Genomic DNA, 21,836 nt, shown 5'->3' on the forward strand with positions numbered 1-21,836 from the left:
ATATATAGCGCAGCTACTTTATCGCCCTATCACCTTACCACCTTATCACTCCTTTATTCTTTCTTTTCCGATATGAGTTAAATGATGATTCATCGTACATTTCATCAGTTAATAATTATGTTTACAAAAAAACGTAAATTTCTTCCTTTTCCGCAGCTACTCCTCCGACTCGTTGAGTGAATCTGATTCAGTCAGGGACTGAATGCCTTTCACTCACTGACTGAATGCCTTTCAGTCCCTGACTCATTGTACCCCCATTCAGAAGGCATCTGAGAGGGGGTGGAAAAAGTGACAAGACAAGAAAGGAAAAAAATGAAAATTACACACAAAAAACATAGATTGATTCATTTTGGACGGAATCTGAACATTTTACCCCTTGCAATTGTTTAAAAATAGGTGTAACTTCGCTTTGCGATAACTAAATCCTTGAATAAACAACTTAAATAATACCTAATTTATGATTTTTACAGCAGAAAACATTCTTTTAATTGGTTCTATCTTACTTTTCATTAGTATTATTGTCGGCAAGACCGGCTATCGATTCGGAGTCCCTGCCCTGTTACTATTCCTTGTCGTCGGCATGATTTTCGGTAGCGATGGTTTCGGACTACAGTTTCATAACGCTAAAGAAGCACAATTTATTGGTATGGTTGCTCTTAGCGTTATTTTGTTTTCCGGCGGTATGGATACTAAATTCAGCGAAATTAAACCGATTCTTGTTCCGGGTATTGTCCTCTCCACATTCGGCGTACTGCTTACTGCCGTCTTTACAGGATTTTTCATCTGGTGGATTGCCGGCATGAGTTGGTCAAATATTTATCTTCCTATCACTACATCCCTACTGCTTGCCTCCACCATGTCATCTACCGATTCCGCTTCTGTATTCGCCATCTTACGTTCGCAGAAAATGAATCTGAAACACAATCTTCGCCCCATGCTGGAGCTTGAAAGTGGTAGTAATGACCCGATGGCTTACATGCTTACCATCGTGCTGATACAGTTCATACAATCTGGTGGAATGGGTATTGGAGGTATCTTCGGTTCGTTCGTTATCCAATTCATAGTAGGTGCGGCTGCCGGATACCTTCTTGGCAAACTTGCCATCCTCATGCTAAATAAACTCAACATTGATAATCAGGCCCTTTATCCCATTCTTCTGCTTGCATTTGTATTCTTCACTTTCGCCATTACCGATCTTCTGAAAGGAAATGGTTACCTCGCTGTTTACATTGCCGGTATTATGGTAGGTAACAACAAGATAATGCATCGTAAAGAGATTTATACTTTCATGGATGGATTAACCTGGCTGTTCCAAATCATCATGTTCCTTTGCCTCGGTTTGTTGGTAAATCCTCACGAATTACTCGATATTGCTTTGGTGGCAACACTTATCGGTGTATTTATGATTGTTATCGGTCGCCCACTCAGTGTCTTCCTCTGTTTGCTACCTTTCGGCAAGAGGATCACAAACCGTTCGCGACTTTTTGTTTCCTGGGTAGGTTTGCGTGGAGCAGTGCCTATCATCTTCGCCACTTATCCGGTAGTAGCGCAAGTACCGGGTGCCGATGTGATCTTCAATATCGTATTCTTTATCACGATTGTTTCTCTCGTTATCCAAGGTACTACCGTTTCCTTGGCCGCCCGCATGCTGAAACTTTCTACTCCGTTGGAGAAGACCGGCAATGAATTCGGTGTGGAATTGCCCGAAGAAATAGACAGCGATCTCAGTGATATGACCGTTACCACGGAAATGCTGGAAGAAGGCGACACCCTGAAGGATATCACTCTGCCTAATGGAGCACTCGTAATGATTGTGAAACGAGGCACGGAGTTCCTGATACCGAACGGATCACTGAAATTGCATTTGGGGGATAAGCTGTTGCTGATTTCGGATAAGAAGAGTAGTGATTAATATGTGTGTACTTTTTCTTTCGTTTGCCCGAAAGAAAAAGATGCCAAAAAGAAAGGGCACGGGCTACGTCTACGGTGCTACTCCGATACTGCCATGCGCAGACGGGGCTCAAACTCGTTACGCCCAAACAGATCGCCCCTTACCTGCGCCTGACAATATCTCCGCCTAACGCACCTACGCCTATGCCTGAAGGCTGCGCGATAGAGTGCTCGCAATAAAGCGTTGCGCGCACAAGACTGTGAAGCACCTATGTGATACAGAATCACGTAATATTTCCTCATTCACGCCGAATGGTCTCCCGGCCTCACTGTAGGGGCGTTAAGCGTAGAAAGTATTTTCGGCGTTAAGAAGGGCAGGCTGTTTGAGCGAAGCGAGTTCCTGCCCTTTAGCTGAAAATACTTTCGGAGTAGCCCCGGAAGTGCAGCCTTGATTTTTTCTTTGGTATCTTTCTTTTGCATCAAGGCAAAAGAAAGTACAATTGGTTATTTTTTCTTTTTCTTTCGCCTCCCACCAAAGAATAAATATATAAACTTGCACGCCATCACATTTAGCTCTATATTTGCGCAGTTTTAACTAAAGTGTGCAAATTTAACAGATGGAACAGGAACAACACTTCATTGATTACATTGAACAAAGCATCATTCGGAACTGGAACTTAAACGCCTTGACTGACTATAAAGGTGCTACTCTCCAATATAAAGACGTGGCTCGCAAGATTGCAAAATTCCATATTGTACTGGAAAGTGCCGGTATCCAACCGGGTGATAAAATTGCCGTCTGCGGTCGTAACAGTGCACACTGGGCAGTTACTTTCTTGGCATCCATCACTTATGGAGCTGTTATTGTGCCTATCCTTCACGAATTTAAAGCGGATAATATACATAATATCGTCAATCACTCAGAAGCCAGACTGCTTTTTGTGGGAGACCAGGTGTGGGAAAACCTGAATGAAGACGCCATGCCGCAATTGCTGGGCGTTATTCTGATGACTGAATTCACCCCTGTAGTCTGTCGCGACAAACGATTGATGGAAGCTTTTGAGCACCGCAATACTCTATATGGACAGCGCTATCCTAAAAACTTCCGCCCCGAGCATATCTGTTACCGGAAGGATGAGCCGGAAGAACTTGCCATCATTAACTATACTTCCGGTACTACCGGATATTCCAAAGGTGTTATGCTCCCCTATCGCAGCCTTTGGTCCAACGTAAATTACTGCCATGAGATGCTTCCGGTGAAACCGGGCGATAACATAGTTTCCATGCTTCCTATGGGACATGTGTTCGGAATGACTTACGATTTCCTTTACGGTTTTTCAGCCGGGGCACACATCTACTTCCTCACTCGCATGCCGACTCCTAAAATTATCGCACAGTCTTTCGCTGAAATCAAGCCACGTGTCATCTCATGTGTGCCTCTGATTGTAGAAAAGATTATCAAAAAGAATATTCTGCCCCGTGTAGATAATAAAATCGGTAAGTTACTGCTCCATGTTCCTATCATCAATGACAAGATCAGAGCTCTTGCCCGCAAAGAAGCAATGGAAATATTCGGTGGTAACTTCGATGAAATTATCATCGGTGGAGCCCCGTTTAATGCAGAAGTAGAACGCTTCCTCAAACAGATAAGCTTCCCCTACACCATCGCTTACGGTATGACGGAATGTGGCCCGATCATCTGTTCCAGCCGCTGGGAAACCATGAAGTTGGCATCATGCGGTAAAGCAGCCACACGCATGGAAGTGAAGATAGATTCGTCTGATCCAGAAAAGATAGCAGGAGAAATCATTTGTCGGGGTACCAACCTGATGCTGGGATATTATAAGAACCAAGAAGCAACTTCACAAATCATTGACGTAAATGGCTGGCTGCATACAGGCGATTTAGGCACAATGGATGCGGAAGGTTATGTAACCGTTCGCGGGCGCAGCAAGAATATGTTGCTCACTTCCAGCGGACAAAACATCTACCCGGAAGAGATTGAAAGCAAACTGAATAATATGCCTTACGTTTCCGAGTCACTCATTGTGTTGCAAAAAGAAAAATTGGTAGCACTGATTTATCCGGACTTTGACGATGCATTTGCCAATGGACTGCAACAAACGGATGTAGAGCGTATGATGGAAGCTAACCGTAACGAACTCAACCAGCAATTACCGGCTTATTGCCAGATATCAAAGGTGAAGATACATTTCGAAGAATTTGAAAAGACAGCCAAAAAATCTATTAAACGGTTTATGTATCAGGAGGCTAAAGGTTAACAAAGATATAAGATTAAGTCTATATTTTTAATTAATGTTATAGAACATACTTTTTTATTTGGATAATTTGCAGTTATCCCGAAAGTACGTATCTTTGCATTGTGTTTTTCATAGTATTAGATTTAAGGTTAACAAAGGTTGGAGTACAGCGGTACTCCTTTTTTTATGTTCGTACTTTCCGGAATATTTATATCAGAAGCGGAAGTTGCCACAAAGTATCATCTTCTCCTTTCACTATCTGCACAAAGAAAAAAACAAATAGGAAGAAACAAGAAATGCGTGCTTTCATAATCAATATGGAATTATAGTTTTCTATGCAAAAATAAGTAAAATCCTCAATAATCCGGCAATCAATTGTTATCTTTACTTCCAAACCAAAACTCTGTTATCATGGATATACATACTTTTATGACTAATTATCGGGAAGCATTTGGTGAACGTGCTGAACTTCCCATCGCCTTCTGGTACTCTGACAAACAGGAAAACGAAACAGAAAAAATCAGCGGTTGCTTCTTCAAGGGCCTGCAACAGGTAAGGGAAGGTAAAACCATCAGCCTGAACAGCGACGTCATAGGATGTGGCGGCGGAAAATTCTACACCGGTTTCACGGAAATGCCGATACACGTACCTAACTTCGTATCCCTGAAAGAGAAGTACAAAAAGACTCCTGAAATGGTAACAGATTTCATAAAACAAATCCAGGTACCACGTACAGAAAAAGCCTATCTGCATTTTGCTCGGATAGATAAACTTGCTTCTTTCGATGATGTAGAGGGTTTGCTGTTCCTTGCTACGCCTGATATCCTGTCAGGACTTACCACATGGGCTTTTTATGATACGAATGCATTCGATACCGTAGCTGCTCCTTTCGGTTCCGGTTGCAGTTCTGTTGTAACCCTTACTGTTCTTGAAAACCAAAAAAACGGTAAGCGCTGTTTCCTCGGCTTCTTCGATCCGTCCGTGCGTCCCCACTTTGAAGCCAATCTGTTGAGTTTCACTATTCCCATGTCCCGTTTCAAAGAAATGTATCACACCATGCGCGAAAGTTGCCTGTTCGATACACACGCCTGGGGAAAGATAAAAGAGCGTATCAACGAATAAAACCTTGAAAAAAAGTAAAGAAACAGTATCTATCTTTTAATTAGTGTTATAAAAACACTTATATTGACCTAATCATTTGGAAATACGCAGAATATCCGTACCTTTGCACTGTGTTTTTCATAGTATTAGATTTAAGGTTAACAAAGGTTGGAGTACAGCGGTACTCCTTTTTTTATGTCCATACGTTTGGAATATCCTCGCAAAAGGCTTTTCTTTGTGGTAATACTTTAAAATAATAATGCCATGAAAAGAACACTGTTACTCATCAATCTTCTTCTACTCTCCGTATGTGTATTCCCGCAAGAGAATATCGAAGTAAACTATGCTACTATTAAAAAGTATGTGGAAAACCAGTCGGATGATTACCAACAGCTGATTGAACGCTTTGAAGTTAATGATAGCTTATTATCCTTAAACGATTACGCGCTCATCTACTACGGTCATTCTTTCACCCCAAAATACAAAGGGAGTATGGAGCTTTGGAAAGAGCTTGAGACGCTAATGGAAGAAAAGAAATGGGAAGAAGCCTATGCCCTATTAAAGGAATGTCGGAAAAAGAATCCTGTATCTCTTAAATTACTCATTTATGCCATGAATCTGGCGAGTGAGTTGCAAAGAGAAGAAGAAGTTCAGGCTTATATAGATAAATACATAAAACTTTCCTCTGCCATCATATCCAGTGGAGATGGCACAAGCGAAGATACAGCATTCAAAGTCATCAGCGTCAATGATGAATATCAGATATTAAACAATGTTTTCAAAGTAGAAGGCCTGAAGCAACAATCATTGGTGAACAATTGCGACCTGATGGAATTTGAAAGCAGTCCATACTATGAGGGTACTCAAATCTACTTCGATATCAGCCGTTCATTGGACTATATGGAAGATTTATTCAAATAAAAAACAATATCCCCTTCCTCCACTCCTAATTACCGTACTTGGTGATCGGAGAATTGAAGAAGGGGATTTTTATCTATCAGATATTCCGGTTTATCAGATATAACCGGACAGTTTTTTCAATCCTTTCAATTCCGCCTTATCTTTCACCTCCATAATGCTGATAGCGTAGCCACCACCCGGAGCCGCTTTCAATTTCAGTACGGTTTTAGGAGAAACAATCCCTTTACGGATTACGTAAGCCTGCGGATTCGTTTTATAATCAGCATCCTTTGCGTCCGCATAAACAGTAGCTATATACTGTTTATCAGCATCCAGAAAATCCAATTTCAGAGTAGAAGCATGTCCCTGCTCACTACTGGTACAACCTATAAACCAATCATTCGTACCTTTCGCCTTGCGGGCAGCCGTGATATAGCGTCCCGGTTCTGCTTCCAGGTATCGGCTGTCATCCCAATCCAGAGCCACATCTTTAATGAACTGGAAAGCATCCATAAAGCGTTCGTAGTTCTCAGGCAGATCGGCTGCCATTTGCAGAGGGCTGTACATCGTGACGTAGAGTGCCAACTGACGCGCCAATGTAGAGTTTACATGAGCGTGACTATTCGGATTCAGTTTATTCATATCCATTTCAAAGATACCTGGCGTATAATCCATCGGTCCACCTTGCAGACGGGTGAAAGGAAGAATGGTCGTGTGGAAAGGCTTGCTGCCTCCGAAAGCTTCATATTCCGTACCACGGGCAGATTCATTTCCTATCAGGTTCGGATACGTACGGCACAAACCAGTGGGGCGTACAGCCTCGTGGGCATTCACCATAATTTTATGCTTGGCAGCTTCGGTCACGGCATACAGGTAATGGTTGTTCATCCACTGCCCATAATGATATTCACCGCGCGGAATGATATTGCCCACATAACCGCTTTTCACGGAATTGTAACCGTATTGGTTCATCAAGTCATAGGCGGCCTCCATGTGGCGTTCGTAGTTGCGTGCGGAAGCTGATGTCTCATGATGCATCATCAGTTTGACACCTTTGGAGTGGGCATACTCATTCAGATATTTGATGTCAAAATCAGGATATGGAGTGAGAAAGTCGAAAACATAATCCTTACTGTTGCCGAACCAGTCTTCCCAACCGGTATTCCAGCCTTCTACCAATACCTGGTCGAAACCATGCTCCGCAGCAAAATCAATGTACTTCTTTACATTCTCCGTATTGGCGGGATGAATACCATTCGGTTTCACTTTCGTATAATCCGTTTCATCCAGTTTTACAGAAGGGAGATCAAATGTATAAGCCCACGGCTTGCCTGCCGCAATCATTTCCCACCATACGCCTACATACTTCACAGGCTTAATCCAGGAAGTATCCTCATACTTGCAGGGATCATTCAGATTCAGTATCAGATTGGAAGCCAGCATTTCACGGGCATCATCACTGACTATCACCGTACGCCACGGAGTATGACAAGGTGACTGCATATACCCTTTATCACCCTGTGCATCCGGTGTCAGCCAGGATTCAAAGACAAGGTTCCTATCATCCAGATTCAGGTGCATACACGAATAATCCACCAAAGCGGCTTCATGGAGATTCAGATAGATTCCGTCAGCCGTTTTCATCTGGAGGGAAGTCTGTACACCTGTCGGTGAAAACTGGTTTTGTGACGCATTATCAGTAATGGCTCCCTGCATCAAACCGCGAATTTCCGAAAGTTTGGATTCCGTATAATCATATTCCTGAGTATCGTAATCACCGGGAATCCACCAGGCGGTATGATCGCCCGCCATAGCAAACTGGGTATGTTCGTCCTTTATCACAAAGTAAACCAGGTTCTTCTGTTGTGGAAACTCATAACGGAATCCTACGCCATCATCATATACACGAAAACGAAGGTTCATATAACGATCTGTAGCGGGCTGTTTCAATTCAACCAGCAATTCGTTGTAGTAATTACGAATATCTTTCGTCTCTCCCCACACCGGTTGCCAGGTTTCGTCGAAGGTAGAGGTAGAAGCTTTCAGGACTTCAAAACCATCCAACAGATTATTGGCATTCTTCAATTCCAGTCCCAAGGTGCTGGGCTTAATCACGAATTTCCCTTTATACTCCACCTGATAGGTTGGAGTGCCATTCTTTGATAATTCGAAATCCAGCTTCACCTGGCCCGAAGGAGACGACACTCCTTCCGCTTTCCCCGCTAAGGCAAAAAGAAGACAAATTGCACTAAGCATTAACTTTCTCATAACTATACTTTTTATGGTTGGTATTAATAAATAAATTCAATCGTGTGTTTCACCCCGTCATCCGGCAATCTCAACATACAAAGATTCTGTTTCTTATCCGGACACCATGCGGTAACCTTGAACTCCGTTTCCATCCCTTCATTCAGTTTTTCCGCTTTCATCTTCCTTACTTTCTGTCCGTCAATAAGCGCTTCCTTCGGCATCTGCCCGGTATAAATGCAAAACATTAGGTTGCGTTCTCCCGGAAGGGCATACTTTTCTCCCATCTTTTCCCCGACTTCAAATACATATCCCTTTTCCGTTGTCCGGCAAGATACAGGAGTACGCATAAATTCTCCACGCTGATACCCCAGATCAGTTCCTGCATCTTCATACAGGGAGAAAGACGTTTCACCGCCCACCGCAGCCGGAAATACCTCAAATGTAATCGGATAAACCGCTTTTTCATCCGTATAATTCATCACAGGCATCTGAGGGATGATACTTCCTTTCCGCACAAACATAGGAATGGTATTCAGGGGAGCATTTGCCGTAGTCCACTGTTCACCGCTATATTCCGTGCGCTTGTCATTATAATCTATCCAGATACCTTCGGGCAGATAAACATTCTTATTAGTTGCCCCCTTCTTCACCACCGGAGCCACCAGCAGTTCGCTACCAAACATGAATTGTGCATCCGTAGAGACCGTTTCCAAATCCGCCGGATATTCCATAAACATAGGGCGCATAATCGGCAAACCCGTTTCATACGCTTCGCGGGCATAAGTATAAATATAAGGCAGCAAGCGATATTTCATTTCTATGGCAGCTTTAACGTTCTTCTCCGCTTCCTCCCCAAAGAGCCACGGTTCTACCGCCACATCTCCTTCATGGTGAATACGGCTCAGAGGATTGAACGCTCCCAACTGTACCCAACGGGTATAAAGTTCCGCCATAGCGGGATAATTTTCAATGTCCCCGCAATAACCGGAAATGTCACATGCCACGAAAGGAATTACTCCCAGTCCGGCAGATAAAAGTACCGGGATCTGATTAGCCATCTGTCCCCAGCCTTGCAGCACATCATCTCCATTGCCGCAATCTCCGGTCCAGCCGAAGGTGTAACGCTGTAATCCTGCATAGGCGGCGCGTGTCATCTGGAAGACACGAAGATCCGGATTCCGTTTCTCAAACTGTTCCTTTACCACCTTGTCCCAAGTCAGACCATACACGTTATGAATTTCATCGTGCATACCCAGATGGTGTTTCATTACAAGACGTTCCGTTTGTTCCTCATTGCTCCAGGCAGGTTCACCCATATCCGTCCAGAAGCCGGCAATGCCGTCATCTATCGGTTTCTGCTGATAGGCTCCCCACCAGTCCGCCACTTCGGGAATGGTAAAGTCCACCACACCACAGTTGCCACCCCACGGCCAAGGCATATCATAGCTTCTACCCGTGGTGGAGTCTTTCACCAGATAGCCGAGGCGGTCCGCTTCTTCCCATTGCTTTTTATTGGCCTGGGAGATGACAGGGTCTTGCGAAACAATCACCTTGAAGCCCATCCTTTTCAGGTCGGCAAGCATCTTCTTCGGATTCTGATAGTTTTCTTTCCGCCAGTTGAAATCCTGTAGGTATTGTGTCCAACCGATATCCTGATAGATGATGTCACAAGGAATGCCACGCTTGCGATATCCTTCGGCTATTTCATAAGAGAGCTTCTCGGTAGTCAGCAGACCACGGCATTGTGCAAAGCCCAGTGCCCACTTCGGAGGCATGATGGGTTGTCCGGTCAATGCGACATACTGCTTCATGATTTCCTTATAATCCTTACCAAAGATAAAATAGTAAATCATCTCCCCACCGGGAGCTTCAAAGCTGTAATAATCACGGCTTTCAGTACCGAATTTAAATTCTGTCTTATACGTGTTATCCAGAAATATACCATAGCGATAGCTGCTCATAAAGAAAGGGATACTCTTGTACAGGGGATCCTCCACAATGCTGTAACAAGGTTTATCACTGTTCCACATCTTATAAGATTCGCCTCGGCGGTCCAGCTTGCCAGTCTTTTCACCCAAACCGAAAAAATGCTCATCCCGACGTAGAGTCTTATACTCCACTTTACGCTCTCCGTCGCTGATATGTCCCTTGTCGGCATAGTCACTGAATAAAAGCTTCTGATACTTGTCGAATATCTGCAAGCTGAACGGAGCCTTGTTGACGCGGATACGCAGTTTAGGCGTAAATATCTCATAGCAGGCATTCTGTTCGTCCACCCGAACAGTGCCTACATCTTCCAATTTTTCATTAATCACCGCAAAGGAAGGATTTCCCCGCTGCAACTTACCGTCCGGCGAAAACCAGACGCGCACAACGGAGGAACTGCAAAGTTGCAACTGCACAGCCGAATTATCGTCTATATGAAACGTAACATCTCTCCCTTCCTGCGAATAAGAAGTACAGTTTCCCGTTACATTTCCGCCATATAAATGCAGAGACAGGCAACACAGCATTAAAAATAAATATATATATTTTCTCATGGTTCTATATCTTTTATAATCTGTTCTTTCTGTAGCGATTATGAACTGAAAAAACAGGGTAGTGGTGTATATTGTTTACAAATTATGTATATTCCCAAAATAGTCGTATACTGAACCTAATTCAGTCGTATACTGAATGCCATTCAGTCGTATACTTAATAGGGTTCAGTCGTATACTGAATAGGGCGTGGTTTAGTGGTATTGATAATCAGAAAGTTACAAAAGCCACATTGCCGTTAATAAATTCTAACAAATCTCTGCGATATATAACGCAGCTACTTTATCGCCCTATCACTTTACCCCCTTACCACTCTTTTCTTTCCAATTTATTTTGAATCAACCCCAATAACCGTTTATTCTATTATAATCATGCTCCAGTATTTCAGTGAAGGAAGCGTAAAGGTTATCGTTCCGTCTTTCTGTTCAAAAGCTAATTCCTGCGAAGCTCCGGCATGTGCGTCTGGAGTAGCCACCCACACTTTGCTCACTTTCCCCGCAACATTCAACTTCAAGGGCACTTTAGTCACCAACCGTGGTTCGGGCATTGTCCCGTTCAGGTCTCTCCAACTTAAACTGTTTGCACTAAGGAAGTTCAGCAGATGAACCACCTGTTTACCGTTCACCCTTCTGGCGAAAGAAGTAATGGCTGATTTCTGTGGTGGCCAAGTGTTCAGATTCAGATTCTTGCTCGCATCCGTACATACCAAAGTTACCTCGTCTTCCTTCCCGCCATCGCGAAGAAGATTCTGATAAGCAGTCATAAAGTCATAATAGCGCACAACAGCCGTCTTCAAGGCATCACTCATCTGCAAACGGGTATTCGGGAAGTATTCGCTGCACAACATGTGGTCGCCTCCCAATTCTAGGTGCGAACCGCCCAGAGCAAACATCACCGCATCCGTCAGCAAGATTCCCGGCATATTGAATTCACCGGAACTCTTCTCATAATTCATATAAGCCGCAAACACCGTCTTCAGTGCCTGATTTCCGTACTGATGGTTCGCTTTCAGGATCGTATATAAGTCCGTGAAATCAGCTTCATCCCCCCAAACTTCATTATACAGGAAGTCGACTTTGCCCGTACCTGCAATCTGGGATGCCCCGTAGCTACTTACTGCATTCATCACCAGTCGTTTATCAGGATGTTTCCCCTTCATGGCTTCAATAAACGAAACATAAGTCTTAGGCAGATTCACCTTATTCCCCTTGTAATCATAGCGGTCGCCACGGTTGCCCAACTGGTCTATCTGATAGCCATCAAAGTCAAGATTGGCATAGACATCATCGTTGCGCTGGGCAATATATGCCTGCCACTCGGCATTACCCGGATCGAGCAAATAGATATTGCTTTTCCAACTGTCGGGCAACGTATGGGCATCCTTATCCGTATGTCCTGTGCCTTTAAAGATGTACCATTCTTCTTTCACACCGTCACCCGCTGCATCATCGAGCGCACCGAAGCAAAGATTATAGAACATCGCCTTCATTCCATACGAGTGCTGGACGCGGATATAATCCTTTACCGACTGTGTATAGATATCCCGGTTGGCAATATCCTTATATACTGCATCGAGATGTTCGCGCGTACCGCCCAACGGCCAGTGGTGCTTGTTGTGCCAATCCTGAAACTGCACACCATTGATATGGCAACGGTTCAGAAAAGCCATTTCCTCCTGAATTTTACTTTCCGTTTTAGAAGCGTCGAAAGTGGCGACAAAGCCATAACGCGGGAAGCGTGTCCAGTCGCTGGATACATCGACGGCAATAGTACCGAGAATAACTTCCGTACCGTCTTCTTTAGTGCGATAAACGTCCGCCAGATATCCGGTGAAATCCGTTGCAGGGGCAGTCCACGTCCAAGAACTGCCTGCAGCTGCCTGTTCGGAGATTACCTGGTTCAAAGTGCGGTAACGTACCTTTGCTCCCGCAGGCAGGACATCGGCTGTGAAGGAAACGGTTTCACCCGGTCGGTAGCAAGCCTTGTCAGTGGTCAGGTTCACAGTCAAATCGGAGGTAACAGGAGTGACATCAGTCACTCCTCCTGTTTCTCCTCCACCACCGTTACCACCGCCGGTTTCATCATTGTCTTTGCTGCACGAAGCCAAAAAGAACGTGGCAGCCATTGCATAAACTATATATTTCATCGTTTCACTGTTTCACTATCGAAATCGTCTCTTCCAGTTGATTCAGGGTAATCTTATAAGAACCTGCCGTCGTGATCTTCCATTTCTGGTCGATGCCTCCAATCATTACATCCGGATATTGAGCTTTGAAAGCATCACTGGCCTTATCCAGGAACAGCATTGGTTCCGTCTCGCCCGAAGGCTGCCGGTCGGCTACGGTCGGCATAAACCAGGCACCGTTCCAGTCCTCTTTCTTATCACAGGTCAGCTTCAACTCACCCACATTCAGTACACCTTGCCAGGTAAATACATACGGACTATCTGTGGCCTGCATCGGTGTGGCATCTCCAATGCTCCATCCCGCAGGCGTAGCATCCCCTACCATATAAATCATCTCATAAGGAACAAATTCGCTCATCATCATACGCTCTTTCCCTGCACGGATATCGACACATATCTTATAAGCCTTACCACATTCGACATCTTTCAGCACCCATTTATTGTCAGGATCGAACCCTTTCACAAATACCATTTCCGTATCGGTGTAAGCGGCATCGGCATTCTTTGCCTTATACATATTCTCCCAGCTTCCTTCCGAAGTTCCGAACTTAAATTCCCCACCCTGACCAGCATCGAACAAACGGGCATAGCGGAACAGGAACGGATCGAGCACATCCTTTTTCATCGGCACAAATCCCCAGTCGTTCATACCTCCTACGAAATAAAGTTGATCGTAAGCCGGTCTGAGGTTCTCGGTCTGAGTCAGGGTAACAACACCAGTAAACAGATTCGCTTCAACAACATAGTTGAACTCTTCTTCAATCGTAAACGGTTCGTCCGGCTGATCAGCACTGGTACGAAGCACCAGCTTTCCGTCAGTTCCTTTGTTGTATGACGGCAAGAAAGAACCCAGCGTAGTGATAAACTTGAAGGAACCCGCAGTCATTTTTCCCGTCCATGTAAAGATACCATTGTCTTTCCGGGTCATTTCCGTTGCATCATCCGCACTCCAACCGCCGGGAGTGGCATCCCCTATCAGGTAAAGAGTGGAAGTCAACGGTTTGTAGGCAGTGACACTAAAAGAGGTGGTGGCTACCTGCGTCTCTTCCCGATCCGTTACTTTGGCTGTTAAGCGTGCTTCCAGAGAGATGTTTTCAGTAGCTTCCGCACCGAAATATTCACGAAGGATGTTATTCAATTCCTCCACGCTCTTCTTCCAGGTATATTCCTGCACGACATCCTCCAAAGCCACATAAGGAGCGGTAAAATTACTGCCCGCCTTGGCTAGTTCCAGTGTATAGGAAATCTTATTTCCCGTACCATAATTCGTGCCCGTTGTCCAAGAAAGTTCCAGGGCATCATCGCCATGCGCCTGTTCGTTCAAAACGACTTCCGTGTTGCTGGTGGAAAGCGCCAGCTCATTGTGCCCCTTGTCCAGTTCCATATAGTCATTGTCCACGCATGCAGACAATACCATGCAACCCAGCAATGCAAATACTAGATGTGAGATATATCTTTTCATATTCTTCTTCTGATTTAAGTGATTAATAACCCGGATTCTGTGTCATCAGTATATTCGCATCCATTTCCGTCTGCGGAATGGGGAACAACAGGCGATTCTTGTTCACACTGTTCTTCCCAATGGATTGCAGGAAGCGAATGGCATACTCTCCATTATTGATGCGGATCATATCGAACCAGCGATGTCCTTCGAAAGCCAGTTCCATGCGACGCTCGTGAATAATCTTCTCACGCATCGCCTCCTGCGACAGGCCCGAAACTTCAGGCAATCCGGCACGTTTGCGAACGATATTCAAGGAAGCGGCAGCCTGCCCGGGTTGTCCCATTTCATTCAGCGCTTCCGCTTTCTTTAGCAAGACATCCGCGTAGCGGTACACAACAAAGTTATTGGGATTCGTATTGTATTCCGGTGAAATAGTCTTGGAAACCAGGAATTTGCGGACATTATATCCGGTATTGGAATAAGAACTCTTGTAAGTCTTCCCGTCGAAGTCCGGACAACCTGCATAAAGAATCGTCAGATCCTTCCGTTTATCACCTTCTTCATACTGGCTCACAAATTCATCCGTAGGCTGATTCCAGCCGTAGCTGCCTGCAACAAAGTCCGAGTTACGAGGCCCCATGAAAGTGGAAAGCCAAGAAGACTGACCGTCCGTTCCCCAGAAATCATATTCCGTACTTCCGGAATACTGAACCTCAAACAGAGATTCAGGACCGTTATTGATGGTAGCATCGAAGTTATTTTCATACTTGCAAATGGAAAGGTCGTACCCCAGGTTCGTAATCTCATTGCACAGTTCCACCACGTCTTCATAATAGCTCGTATGGTTGGGAGCCAGTGTCAGGTAGATATCCGCCAGCATGGCAAGGGCAGCATCCTTACAGGCACGTCCTTTTTCTTCTTCATTATATTCCGCTTTCGCCGGAAGCAAATCGACTGCATTCTTACAGTCCGAAATGATCTGCTCATAAGTCTGATCCAACGTAGTGCGTGCTATTGCAGTAGATCCACCCGGATTATAAGGTTCCAGACGCAAAGGAACACCGCCATACAAACGGGCTAAGATATAATAGTAATGGGCACGAAGGAAATATGCTTCACCCATACAACGGTTCTTTATGCTTTCCGATACGGCTTCGGCCTGCGGAAGACTGGTCAGTACAATGTTGCACTGCCCGATGCCTACCCACGGAGAACGCCACATATACAGAGCCATCCCATTATCGCTCTGCGTGATAAAGTTGGATGCCTGTATGGTTTCCAGACCATCCGTACCACCACCTGCACCTACCAGACTGTTACCCGCAACGATATCCAGCGACCACATACGCTGATTGTAGAGATTGGAAGACTGAAGCGCCTTGTAGCAAGCGTTTGTCAGTGCCACGGCCACATCATCGGTCACGGTTGTTTCAGGATCAACGGCATATTTGGGCGACTTATCCAGGAAGTCGTTACATGATACCAGCGTCAATACAGCCAGCACGTATAGTAAGTTTGTTATCTTTTTCATATCCGAATCTATTTAAAAGTTAAAGTTTAATCCTACACTGAATGTACGGGAAATGGGATAACGGGACAAATCAATACCGTTAATATCCACCTCCGGATCGAAACCGGAATATCCGGTAATGGTAGCCACATTCTCACAGGAAAGGGAAAGGCGTGCATTCTCTATCTGTAACTTCTGCAACCATTGTTTCGGGAAGGTATAAGAGAGTGTGATGTTCTTCACACGCAAGTAAGATCCGTCTTCTACAAAGCGGTCGGATACACGGCAGTTCTGATTAGGATCACCGAACACGGCACGCGGCATGGAGTAGCTTGTCCCCTCTCCGCGCCAACGGTTCAGCACATCAGTCGTCTGGTTGTATGCGGCAGCCATTCCGACGTTGTCGATATTGTTGGCGTTATAAATCTTATTGCCGGCCACTCCCTGAAAGAATACGGAAAGCTCGAATCCTTTGTAAGACAAGTTGTTGTTCATTGAGAAGAACCAACAGGGATTAGGATTGCCAATCACCGTGCGGTCACTGTCGTTGATGACACCGTCGTTGTTCAAATCCCTGAAACGGATATCGCCCGGTTCAGCTCCCGGCTGCACGGCATGCGCATCCACTTCCGCCTGATTTTGGAACAAGCCGTCCGTCACGTAGCCGTAGAAGGCATTAATCGGATAGTCTTTTGCCAGCATCGTCACATACGAGTTATTGATCTGGTTGATATAGTAAGGAACCGCGCTGTTCAGGTCCTTAATCTTATTCTTATTGTACGTGGCGGTCACGTTCGTTTCCCAGCCCAGTTCTCCAGTCAGGTTGATAGTGTGCAGACTCATTTCCAAACCTTGATTGCGCACTTTACCGGCATTCGTATAAGTGGTGGTGGTATCTTCAAATCCCGATGTGATGGGGATGGATGCCTTTACCAGCATATCCCTTGTCTCTTTCAGATAAGCATCCAGTGAGAATACAATCCGTGAATTAAACAGGGACGCATCGAAACCGATATTCGTCTGTGCCACCTCTTCCCAATGAATGTAAGGATTGGCAAGCGTAGAGGAAACCAATGCGGTCTGATTGCCGCTCGTTGTTCCGAATGGATATACACTGGTGTTGTAAGATGCCAGGTAACTATAATTACCGACACTTGCCTGGCTACCCGTCACTCCATATCCTGCACGTATTTTCAGGTCGTTCACAACGTCGTTCTTCGGGAACCAGCTTTCCTGCGAAATGCGCCATGCGGCAGATACAGAAGGGAAAGTACCCCAGCGGTTCTTTTTACCGAAACGGCTGGAACCATCACGGCGGACAGTTGCCGTCAGCATATAGCGGTCTTCGTAAGAGTAGTTGATACGTGCCATGTAAGAGAGCAACGCCCATTCATTGGAACTGCCGCCAATGGCGTACATCTCCTGACCGTTATCCATTTCATGTACATTGTCGAACATGAAGACATTCTTTTGCGCATTCAGGTAATCATTCTCATTCCACTGTGCAGACGAACCCGCCATTACTCCCACACGATGCTTTTCTGCAAAGGTATGGTCAAACAGGAAATAGTTATCCCACAGATAAGTGAATGATTTATTATCGCTCTTGTAGCGTGAAGTTTCTTCCGTCGGAATAGGTTTCCAGTTATATTTCGGCGTGAAGTTATCGATGAACCAGAATTTGGCATCGTAGCCGAAAGTGCTCTTGAATTTCAGCCATTTGGTAAAAGTCAGTTCCGCCGTCAAGTTGGCAAGGAAGTTATAACCTTTCGTCTGGCTCTTGTTCAGTTGCGTAGGTCCTATCGGGTTGCGGATGCTACCGTACCATTCTGAATTACCTTCCGGACCACTCCATGAACCGTCTTCATTCTTCACCGGAAGAACGGGAAGAGCCTTCAGCGCATCACCGATATTATAACTGCCCGAATCCTTCGTATCAGTACTGAAAGTTATATTATTGGAGAACTTCAACCACTTCAGCACCTGTGCGTCGCTGTTGGACTGAAACGTAAAACGGCGATAGTTTACACTACGCACCGTACCCGACTGATCGAGAAAACCACCGGATACATAATAATGAGACTTCTCGTTTCCTCCGGAATAACTTACCGTATAGTTCTGCATCACACCCGTGCGCAGCAATTCGTCCATCCAGTCGGTACCTGCACCCAGTTCCGAAGGATTTGCCCAATTCGGGTTCGGGTTGCGACCGCTGTTCACCATCATATCATTACTCAAATCAGCATACTGGCTTGCGTTCAGCAAAGAAGGAACGTTCGTGGCATTCTGGAAAGCACAATTAGCGGATACTGACAATTTGCCTTTCCCTTCCGTTCCGCGCTTGGTGGTAATCATCACTACCCCATTGGCTCCACGCGAACCGTAAATGGCTGTAGCCGATGCGTCTTTCAATACGTCCAGGCGTTCCACATCCGCCATGTTCAGTGAAGACAGCCCCAGGTCGGTAGGCACACCGTCAATCACCACCAGCGGATCGCAGTTGTTAATGGAACCCAGACCACGAATCTTGATAGATACATTGTCACCGGGCTTTCCGGCATCCACTACTTGCACACCGGAGATGCGGCCCTGAATGGCTTGTCCCAGATTAGAAACGGGAGCATCTTTGATGTCCTTGCTTCCCAAGGAGGAAACAGCACCGGTGAGGTCACTTTTCTTCATGGTTCCATAACCGATAACCACCACTTCGTCCAGCATCTCACTGTCTTCCGAGAGTGTTACCATAATCTGCTTCTGTCCTTTCACGGGAACTTCCAAAGACTTATAGCCTACGAATGAAACTACTATAACGGCATCCGAAGGCACATTCAGCGAGAAATCGCCATCAATACCCGTTATCGTACCGTTCATTGTGTTCTTCTGCACCACACTGGCCCCGATAACGGTTTCTCCGGTCTGGTCTTTCACTACACCTTGTACTGTGATTTGCTGTGCGAACATGCACATCGGAAGTAACATCCCTATCAGACAAACCATGATTCGAAGCCTGATCGGCATTTTGTACTTTTGCATAATATAAGAGTTTAAAGTTAGTAATAAAATATAGATTCACATGCATTTGTCCCCTCCGTGAAGGAACAATGCAAATGTATCTGATAAGAGGAAGCAATAAGGGGGAAAAGAGTGAAAAAGTAGTAGTTCAAGGCGTTCATTAAGGCATAAAATACTGATAATCAATATCATCAAGAAAATACATTGTGCTAAAAAAGTAGTAAAAATATAAGCGTAAAAAAGACACTTATATGCCTTAAAAGTGTGGTTTTAGTCTCTCGACTTACCTATTTTCATTACTTCCTGTTCCAGTTGGTCACGGTCGCCCGCAGCTTTATTACGAACTTTGGTACGGTAATTATAAATGGTAGTCACAGAATAGCGCAGGAATTGGGCAATCTTCACACTGTCGGTAATTCCCAAACGGATAAGGGCGAAGATACGCAGTTCGGTACTCATTCGTTCGTTGGCCTTGGGGTAAATTTGCTCCCCTTCGGCAAGCAGGGTGTTGAAGTCTTCTACAAAAGTGGGAAACAGTTGCAAGAAGGTATTATCAAAATTGGCATAAAACTCTTTCAACTCCTCCTCTATGAACTTAGAAGATTTGATGTTTTTGTATAGCTCATCTACCTTGCCCGTAGCGGCTATCTTGCCCAGCGAACGGCGATAGTTGTCCATCTTTTCCAAATATACGGAACACTGGTCCATATAGCGGCCGATGTATTCCTCTTTCAGGTAGGAGTTTTCGGCAATGATGTGGTTGGCTTCTTTCAGTTGCAGATTGTAGCGGTGGAGTTCTTCATTCAATTCTTTCAGACGCTTGTTGGCATCTATCACTTCATGGCGTGCAGCTGCTACGCGTTTCATCTGCTTATACACATAGAAGATGGCGATCAGCAGGAAGATGGACAGCAAGCTGATAGAGATTAACGCCCATTTCATTTGTTCCTGTTGCTTTTCAGCCTTTTGCTGATAAGTGTCGTTGATGAGGGGAAAGATTTGCAGGATTTCCAAAATACGCAACCGGGCGTTGCAGAACACGGCATCGTCCATACACAGTTTCAAATACGAATAGGCACGGTCTATGTCTCCTTCCTGATAGAGCAACACAGCCAGTTTCCTCAAAGAAATATATTCGCGCACTGCAGACTTCATATCTGCAATGGAGGAAAGAATCAAATACTCCTTCTCTTTTTCAGTGTCTTCTTTCAGGCGGTATGACTCTGATAAAGTGTAGGCACAGATTGCCACATCGTGCACATTGTCTATCTGCCCTGCCAGGTAGTCGGTCAATAACTGGATGGCTTTATCGAACTCGCCCCTCACATTGTGCTGGTCGGACTGAATCAGCGTGTACACTAGAAGATTATCTTTGTTGACCAGTAACAGGGAATCACGGTATCTATCCGTGATCTCGGCATAGAGTTTTTTCTCCTGTTCCGTAACGGCGTAATCGGCCATGAGCCCATAGACTGTACGGTAAATATGGTAATAATACGGGTGCAGGTCATCCGATAGATGATTGATTTGTACGTTGTGCATCAGGTCGATTGCTTCTTTATACATGCCTGCCGTGCCCATAATCTCGGCAGTGTTCATGAGGGCGTTGTCTTGATGTTCCTTGTTTTTCAGTCGCAGGGCTACCTGGTATCTCTCACGGGAAATGTAAAGAGAAGAATCAGTGTTGTAGGAACGGTATTCATCCAGATATTCCCCCAACAGGGTAAAGCGGTTTTCATCAGAAATGCGTTGTCTCAAGGCTTGTCTCAGGTCGTTCAGCTTCTTTTCTTTTTGCTTGATGTATACAGGGCGGTTTTGAATTACATGGTCCAGTTGGGATAAGAGAGAGTCTACAGCATTGTTGGCGGCATGGAGCTGACACATACATACACAACATAACAAATATAAGGATGTGACTATTTTCTTCATCTGAGTTTCGATTGGTTAAAGGTTACTTCTGCAAGAAGTTCTATGCAAAAATAAGTAAAATTTAATAGAATCCCATGCAGATAGCACTTAAATCACAATATCTTCAAAGCAAAAATGATACTTTTTTAAAAGATAAAGATACTTACATATACATGTTAGTATAGTCAACATGTATATGTAAATAGCACCGACATGCGGCAAGACAAATATTCATTTAATTAATCTAAAAAATAACCGTATTTATTTTGCTATTTCAAACATTGTTCGTTGTTTTGCGAACAACAAATAAAAGAGATATAAAGTGAAAACCAAACAGTACACAACAGAGCAGGAACAGATAGCTCGCTTTGCAAAAGCACTGGGACACCCTGCAAGAATGGCTATCCTTAATTTTTTAGTCAAGCAGGAAAGTTGCTACTTCGGAGACATTCACGAAGAACTGCCAATAGCCAAAGCGACTGTTTCCCAACACCTGAAAGAGCTGAAAGATGCCGGACTGATTCAAGGTGAAATAGAAACACCGAAAGTCAAGTATTGCATTAACCGTGAAAACTGGGAACTTGCCCGCAAGTTGTTTACCGGATTCTTCGGTGAATGTAAATGTACTTCGTGCTGTGAATAAACAGCACCTTTTTTTTATAAGCAATGTTCGTTGTTCTACGAACTACGATTATATATATTATTCATTTTAAAGCTATCTGATAATGGAAATTAAAGTATTAGGTACAGGTTGCCTCAGTTGCAAAACTTTGTACGAAACCACCTGGAAAATCCAGTGTAAGCTGCCCCCTAAAACCAAGCGATTCTGCCCCCTTG

General features: G+C 44.7%; 14 protein-coding genes. 6 read left to right on the forward strand and 8 right to left on the reverse strand.

The features are described 5' to 3' along the window. The first annotated feature begins 457 nt into the window (after positions 1 to 457). Positions 458 to 1,912 (forward strand): potassium/proton antiporter, encoded by a 1,455-nt coding sequence (locus DW182_RS04465; protein ID WP_118294785.1) that lies wholly within the window; start codon positions 458 to 460, stop codon positions 1,910 to 1,912. A 40-nt stretch (positions 1,913 to 1,952) separates the two neighbouring features. Beyond that, positions 1,953 to 2,081 (forward strand): hypothetical protein, encoded by a 129-nt coding sequence (locus DW182_RS22705; protein ID WP_255421271.1) that lies wholly within the window; start codon positions 1,953 to 1,955, stop codon positions 2,079 to 2,081. A 149-nt stretch (positions 2,082 to 2,230) separates the two neighbouring features. Here DW182_RS22705 and DW182_RS04470 read toward each other — a convergent pair whose 3' ends face one another. After that, positions 2,231 to 2,449: a hypothetical protein gene (locus DW182_RS04470; protein WP_007214267.1), complete on the reverse strand. Its 219-nt coding sequence runs from the start codon at positions 2,447 to 2,449 to the stop codon at positions 2,231 to 2,233. Between the two features lie 58 nt (positions 2,450 to 2,507). Between DW182_RS04470 and DW182_RS04475 the strand changes: the two genes are divergently transcribed. The 3 genes from DW182_RS04475 to DW182_RS04490 all read left to right on the forward strand — a co-directional run bounded on the left by DW182_RS04475 (position 2,508) and on the right by DW182_RS04490 (position 6,173). Further along, positions 2,508 to 4,172 (forward strand): long-chain fatty acid--CoA ligase, encoded by a 1,665-nt coding sequence (locus DW182_RS04475; protein ID WP_118294786.1) that lies wholly within the window; start codon positions 2,508 to 2,510, stop codon positions 4,170 to 4,172. A gap of 390 nt (positions 4,173 to 4,562) precedes the next feature. Further along, entirely contained in the window at positions 4,563 to 5,273 is a 711-nt protein-coding gene (locus DW182_RS04485; protein ID WP_118294788.1) for a DUF169 domain-containing protein, read from the forward strand. Positions 5,274 to 5,516: 243 nt separating this feature from the next. Then, on the forward strand, positions 5,517 to 6,173 hold the full coding sequence (locus tag DW182_RS04490; RefSeq protein ID WP_118294789.1) for a DUF4919 domain-containing protein: 657 nt from the start codon (positions 5,517 to 5,519) through the stop codon (positions 6,171 to 6,173). Positions 6,174 to 6,266: 93 nt separating this feature from the next. Here DW182_RS04490 and DW182_RS04495 read toward each other — a convergent pair whose 3' ends face one another. From DW182_RS04495 to DW182_RS04530, 7 genes are all read right to left on the reverse strand, one after another. Further along, positions 6,267 to 8,420 (reverse strand): glycoside hydrolase family 97 protein, encoded by a 2,154-nt coding sequence (locus DW182_RS04495; RefSeq protein ID WP_118294790.1) that lies wholly within the window; start codon positions 8,418 to 8,420, stop codon positions 6,267 to 6,269. 23 nt (positions 8,421 to 8,443) lie between these two features. Then, on the reverse strand, positions 8,444 to 10,942 hold the full coding sequence (locus tag DW182_RS04500; protein WP_007662436.1) for a glycoside hydrolase family 31 protein: 2,499 nt from the start codon (positions 10,940 to 10,942) through the stop codon (positions 8,444 to 8,446). 353 nt (positions 10,943 to 11,295) lie between these two features. Further along, on the reverse strand, positions 11,296 to 13,086 hold the full coding sequence (locus DW182_RS04510; protein WP_007662435.1) for a glycoside hydrolase family 66 protein: 1,791 nt from the start codon (positions 13,084 to 13,086) through the stop codon (positions 11,296 to 11,298). 4 nt (positions 13,087 to 13,090) lie between these two features. Then, positions 13,091 to 14,587, reverse strand: coding sequence for a SusF/SusE family outer membrane protein (locus tag DW182_RS04515; protein ID WP_044154851.1), 1,497 nt, complete (start codon positions 14,585 to 14,587; stop codon positions 13,091 to 13,093). Between the two features lie 22 nt (positions 14,588 to 14,609). Continuing rightward, positions 14,610 to 16,100 carry a RagB/SusD family nutrient uptake outer membrane protein gene (locus tag DW182_RS04520; protein WP_118294791.1) on the reverse strand — a complete coding sequence of 497 codons (1,491 nt, stop codon included), beginning with the start codon at positions 16,098 to 16,100 and terminating at the stop codon, positions 14,610 to 14,612. 12 nt (positions 16,101 to 16,112) lie between these two features. Beyond that, positions 16,113 to 19,112, reverse strand: a complete 3,000-nt coding sequence (locus DW182_RS04525) for a TonB-dependent receptor (RefSeq protein WP_007662432.1) — start codon at positions 19,110 to 19,112, stop codon at positions 16,113 to 16,115. Between the two features lie 249 nt (positions 19,113 to 19,361). Further along, the gene (locus DW182_RS04530) at positions 19,362 to 21,020 is read right to left on the reverse strand and encodes a DUF6377 domain-containing protein (RefSeq protein ID WP_182424485.1); all 1,659 of its coding nucleotides are present in this window, start codon (positions 21,018 to 21,020) and stop codon (positions 19,362 to 19,364) included. 301 nt (positions 21,021 to 21,321) lie between these two features. Here DW182_RS04530 and DW182_RS04535 point away from each other — a divergent pair, with 301 nt between their 5' ends. Continuing rightward, positions 21,322 to 21,642, forward strand: coding sequence for a helix-turn-helix transcriptional regulator (locus tag DW182_RS04535; protein ID WP_007662428.1), 321 nt, complete (start codon positions 21,322 to 21,324; stop codon positions 21,640 to 21,642). Positions 21,643 to 21,836 lie beyond the last annotated feature (194 nt).

Source organism: Bacteroides sp. AM16-24 (genome assembly GCF_003471885.1).
Taxonomy (GTDB): Bacteria; Bacteroidota; Bacteroidia; order Bacteroidales; family Bacteroidaceae; genus Bacteroides.

Excerpts from the sequence above, each read along its gene's own strand:
- DW182_RS04465 (WP_118294785.1), top strand. The coding sequence starts at position 458 with ATGATTTTTACAGCAGAAAACATTCTTTTAATTGGTTCTATCTTACTT.
- DW182_RS22705 (WP_255421271.1), top strand. The coding sequence starts at position 1,953 with ATGCCAAAAAGAAAGGGCACGGGCTACGTCTACGGTGCTACTCCGATA.
- DW182_RS04475 (WP_118294786.1), top strand. The coding sequence starts at position 2,508 with ATGGAACAGGAACAACACTTCATTGATTACATTGAACAAAGCATCATT.
- DW182_RS04485 (WP_118294788.1), top strand. The coding sequence starts at position 4,563 with ATGGATATACATACTTTTATGACTAATTATCGGGAAGCATTTGGTGAA.
- DW182_RS04490 (WP_118294789.1), top strand. The coding sequence starts at position 5,517 with ATGAAAAGAACACTGTTACTCATCAATCTTCTTCTACTCTCCGTATGT.
- DW182_RS04495 (WP_118294790.1), bottom strand. The coding sequence starts at position 8,420 with ATGAGAAAGTTAATGCTTAGTGCAATTTGTCTTCTTTTTGCCTTAGCG.
- DW182_RS04500 (WP_007662436.1), bottom strand. The coding sequence starts at position 10,942 with ATGAGAAAATATATATATTTATTTTTAATGCTGTGTTGCCTGTCTCTG.
- DW182_RS04510 (WP_007662435.1), bottom strand. The coding sequence starts at position 13,086 with ATGAAATATATAGTTTATGCAATGGCTGCCACGTTCTTTTTGGCTTCG.
- DW182_RS04515 (WP_044154851.1), bottom strand. The coding sequence starts at position 14,587 with ATGAAAAGATATATCTCACATCTAGTATTTGCATTGCTGGGTTGCATG.
- DW182_RS04520 (WP_118294791.1), bottom strand. The coding sequence starts at position 16,100 with ATGAAAAAGATAACAAACTTACTATACGTGCTGGCTGTATTGACGCTG.
- DW182_RS04525 (WP_007662432.1), bottom strand. The coding sequence starts at position 19,112 with ATGCAAAAGTACAAAATGCCGATCAGGCTTCGAATCATGGTTTGTCTG.
- DW182_RS04530 (WP_182424485.1), bottom strand. The coding sequence starts at position 21,020 with ATGAAGAAAATAGTCACATCCTTATATTTGTTATGTTGTGTATGTATG.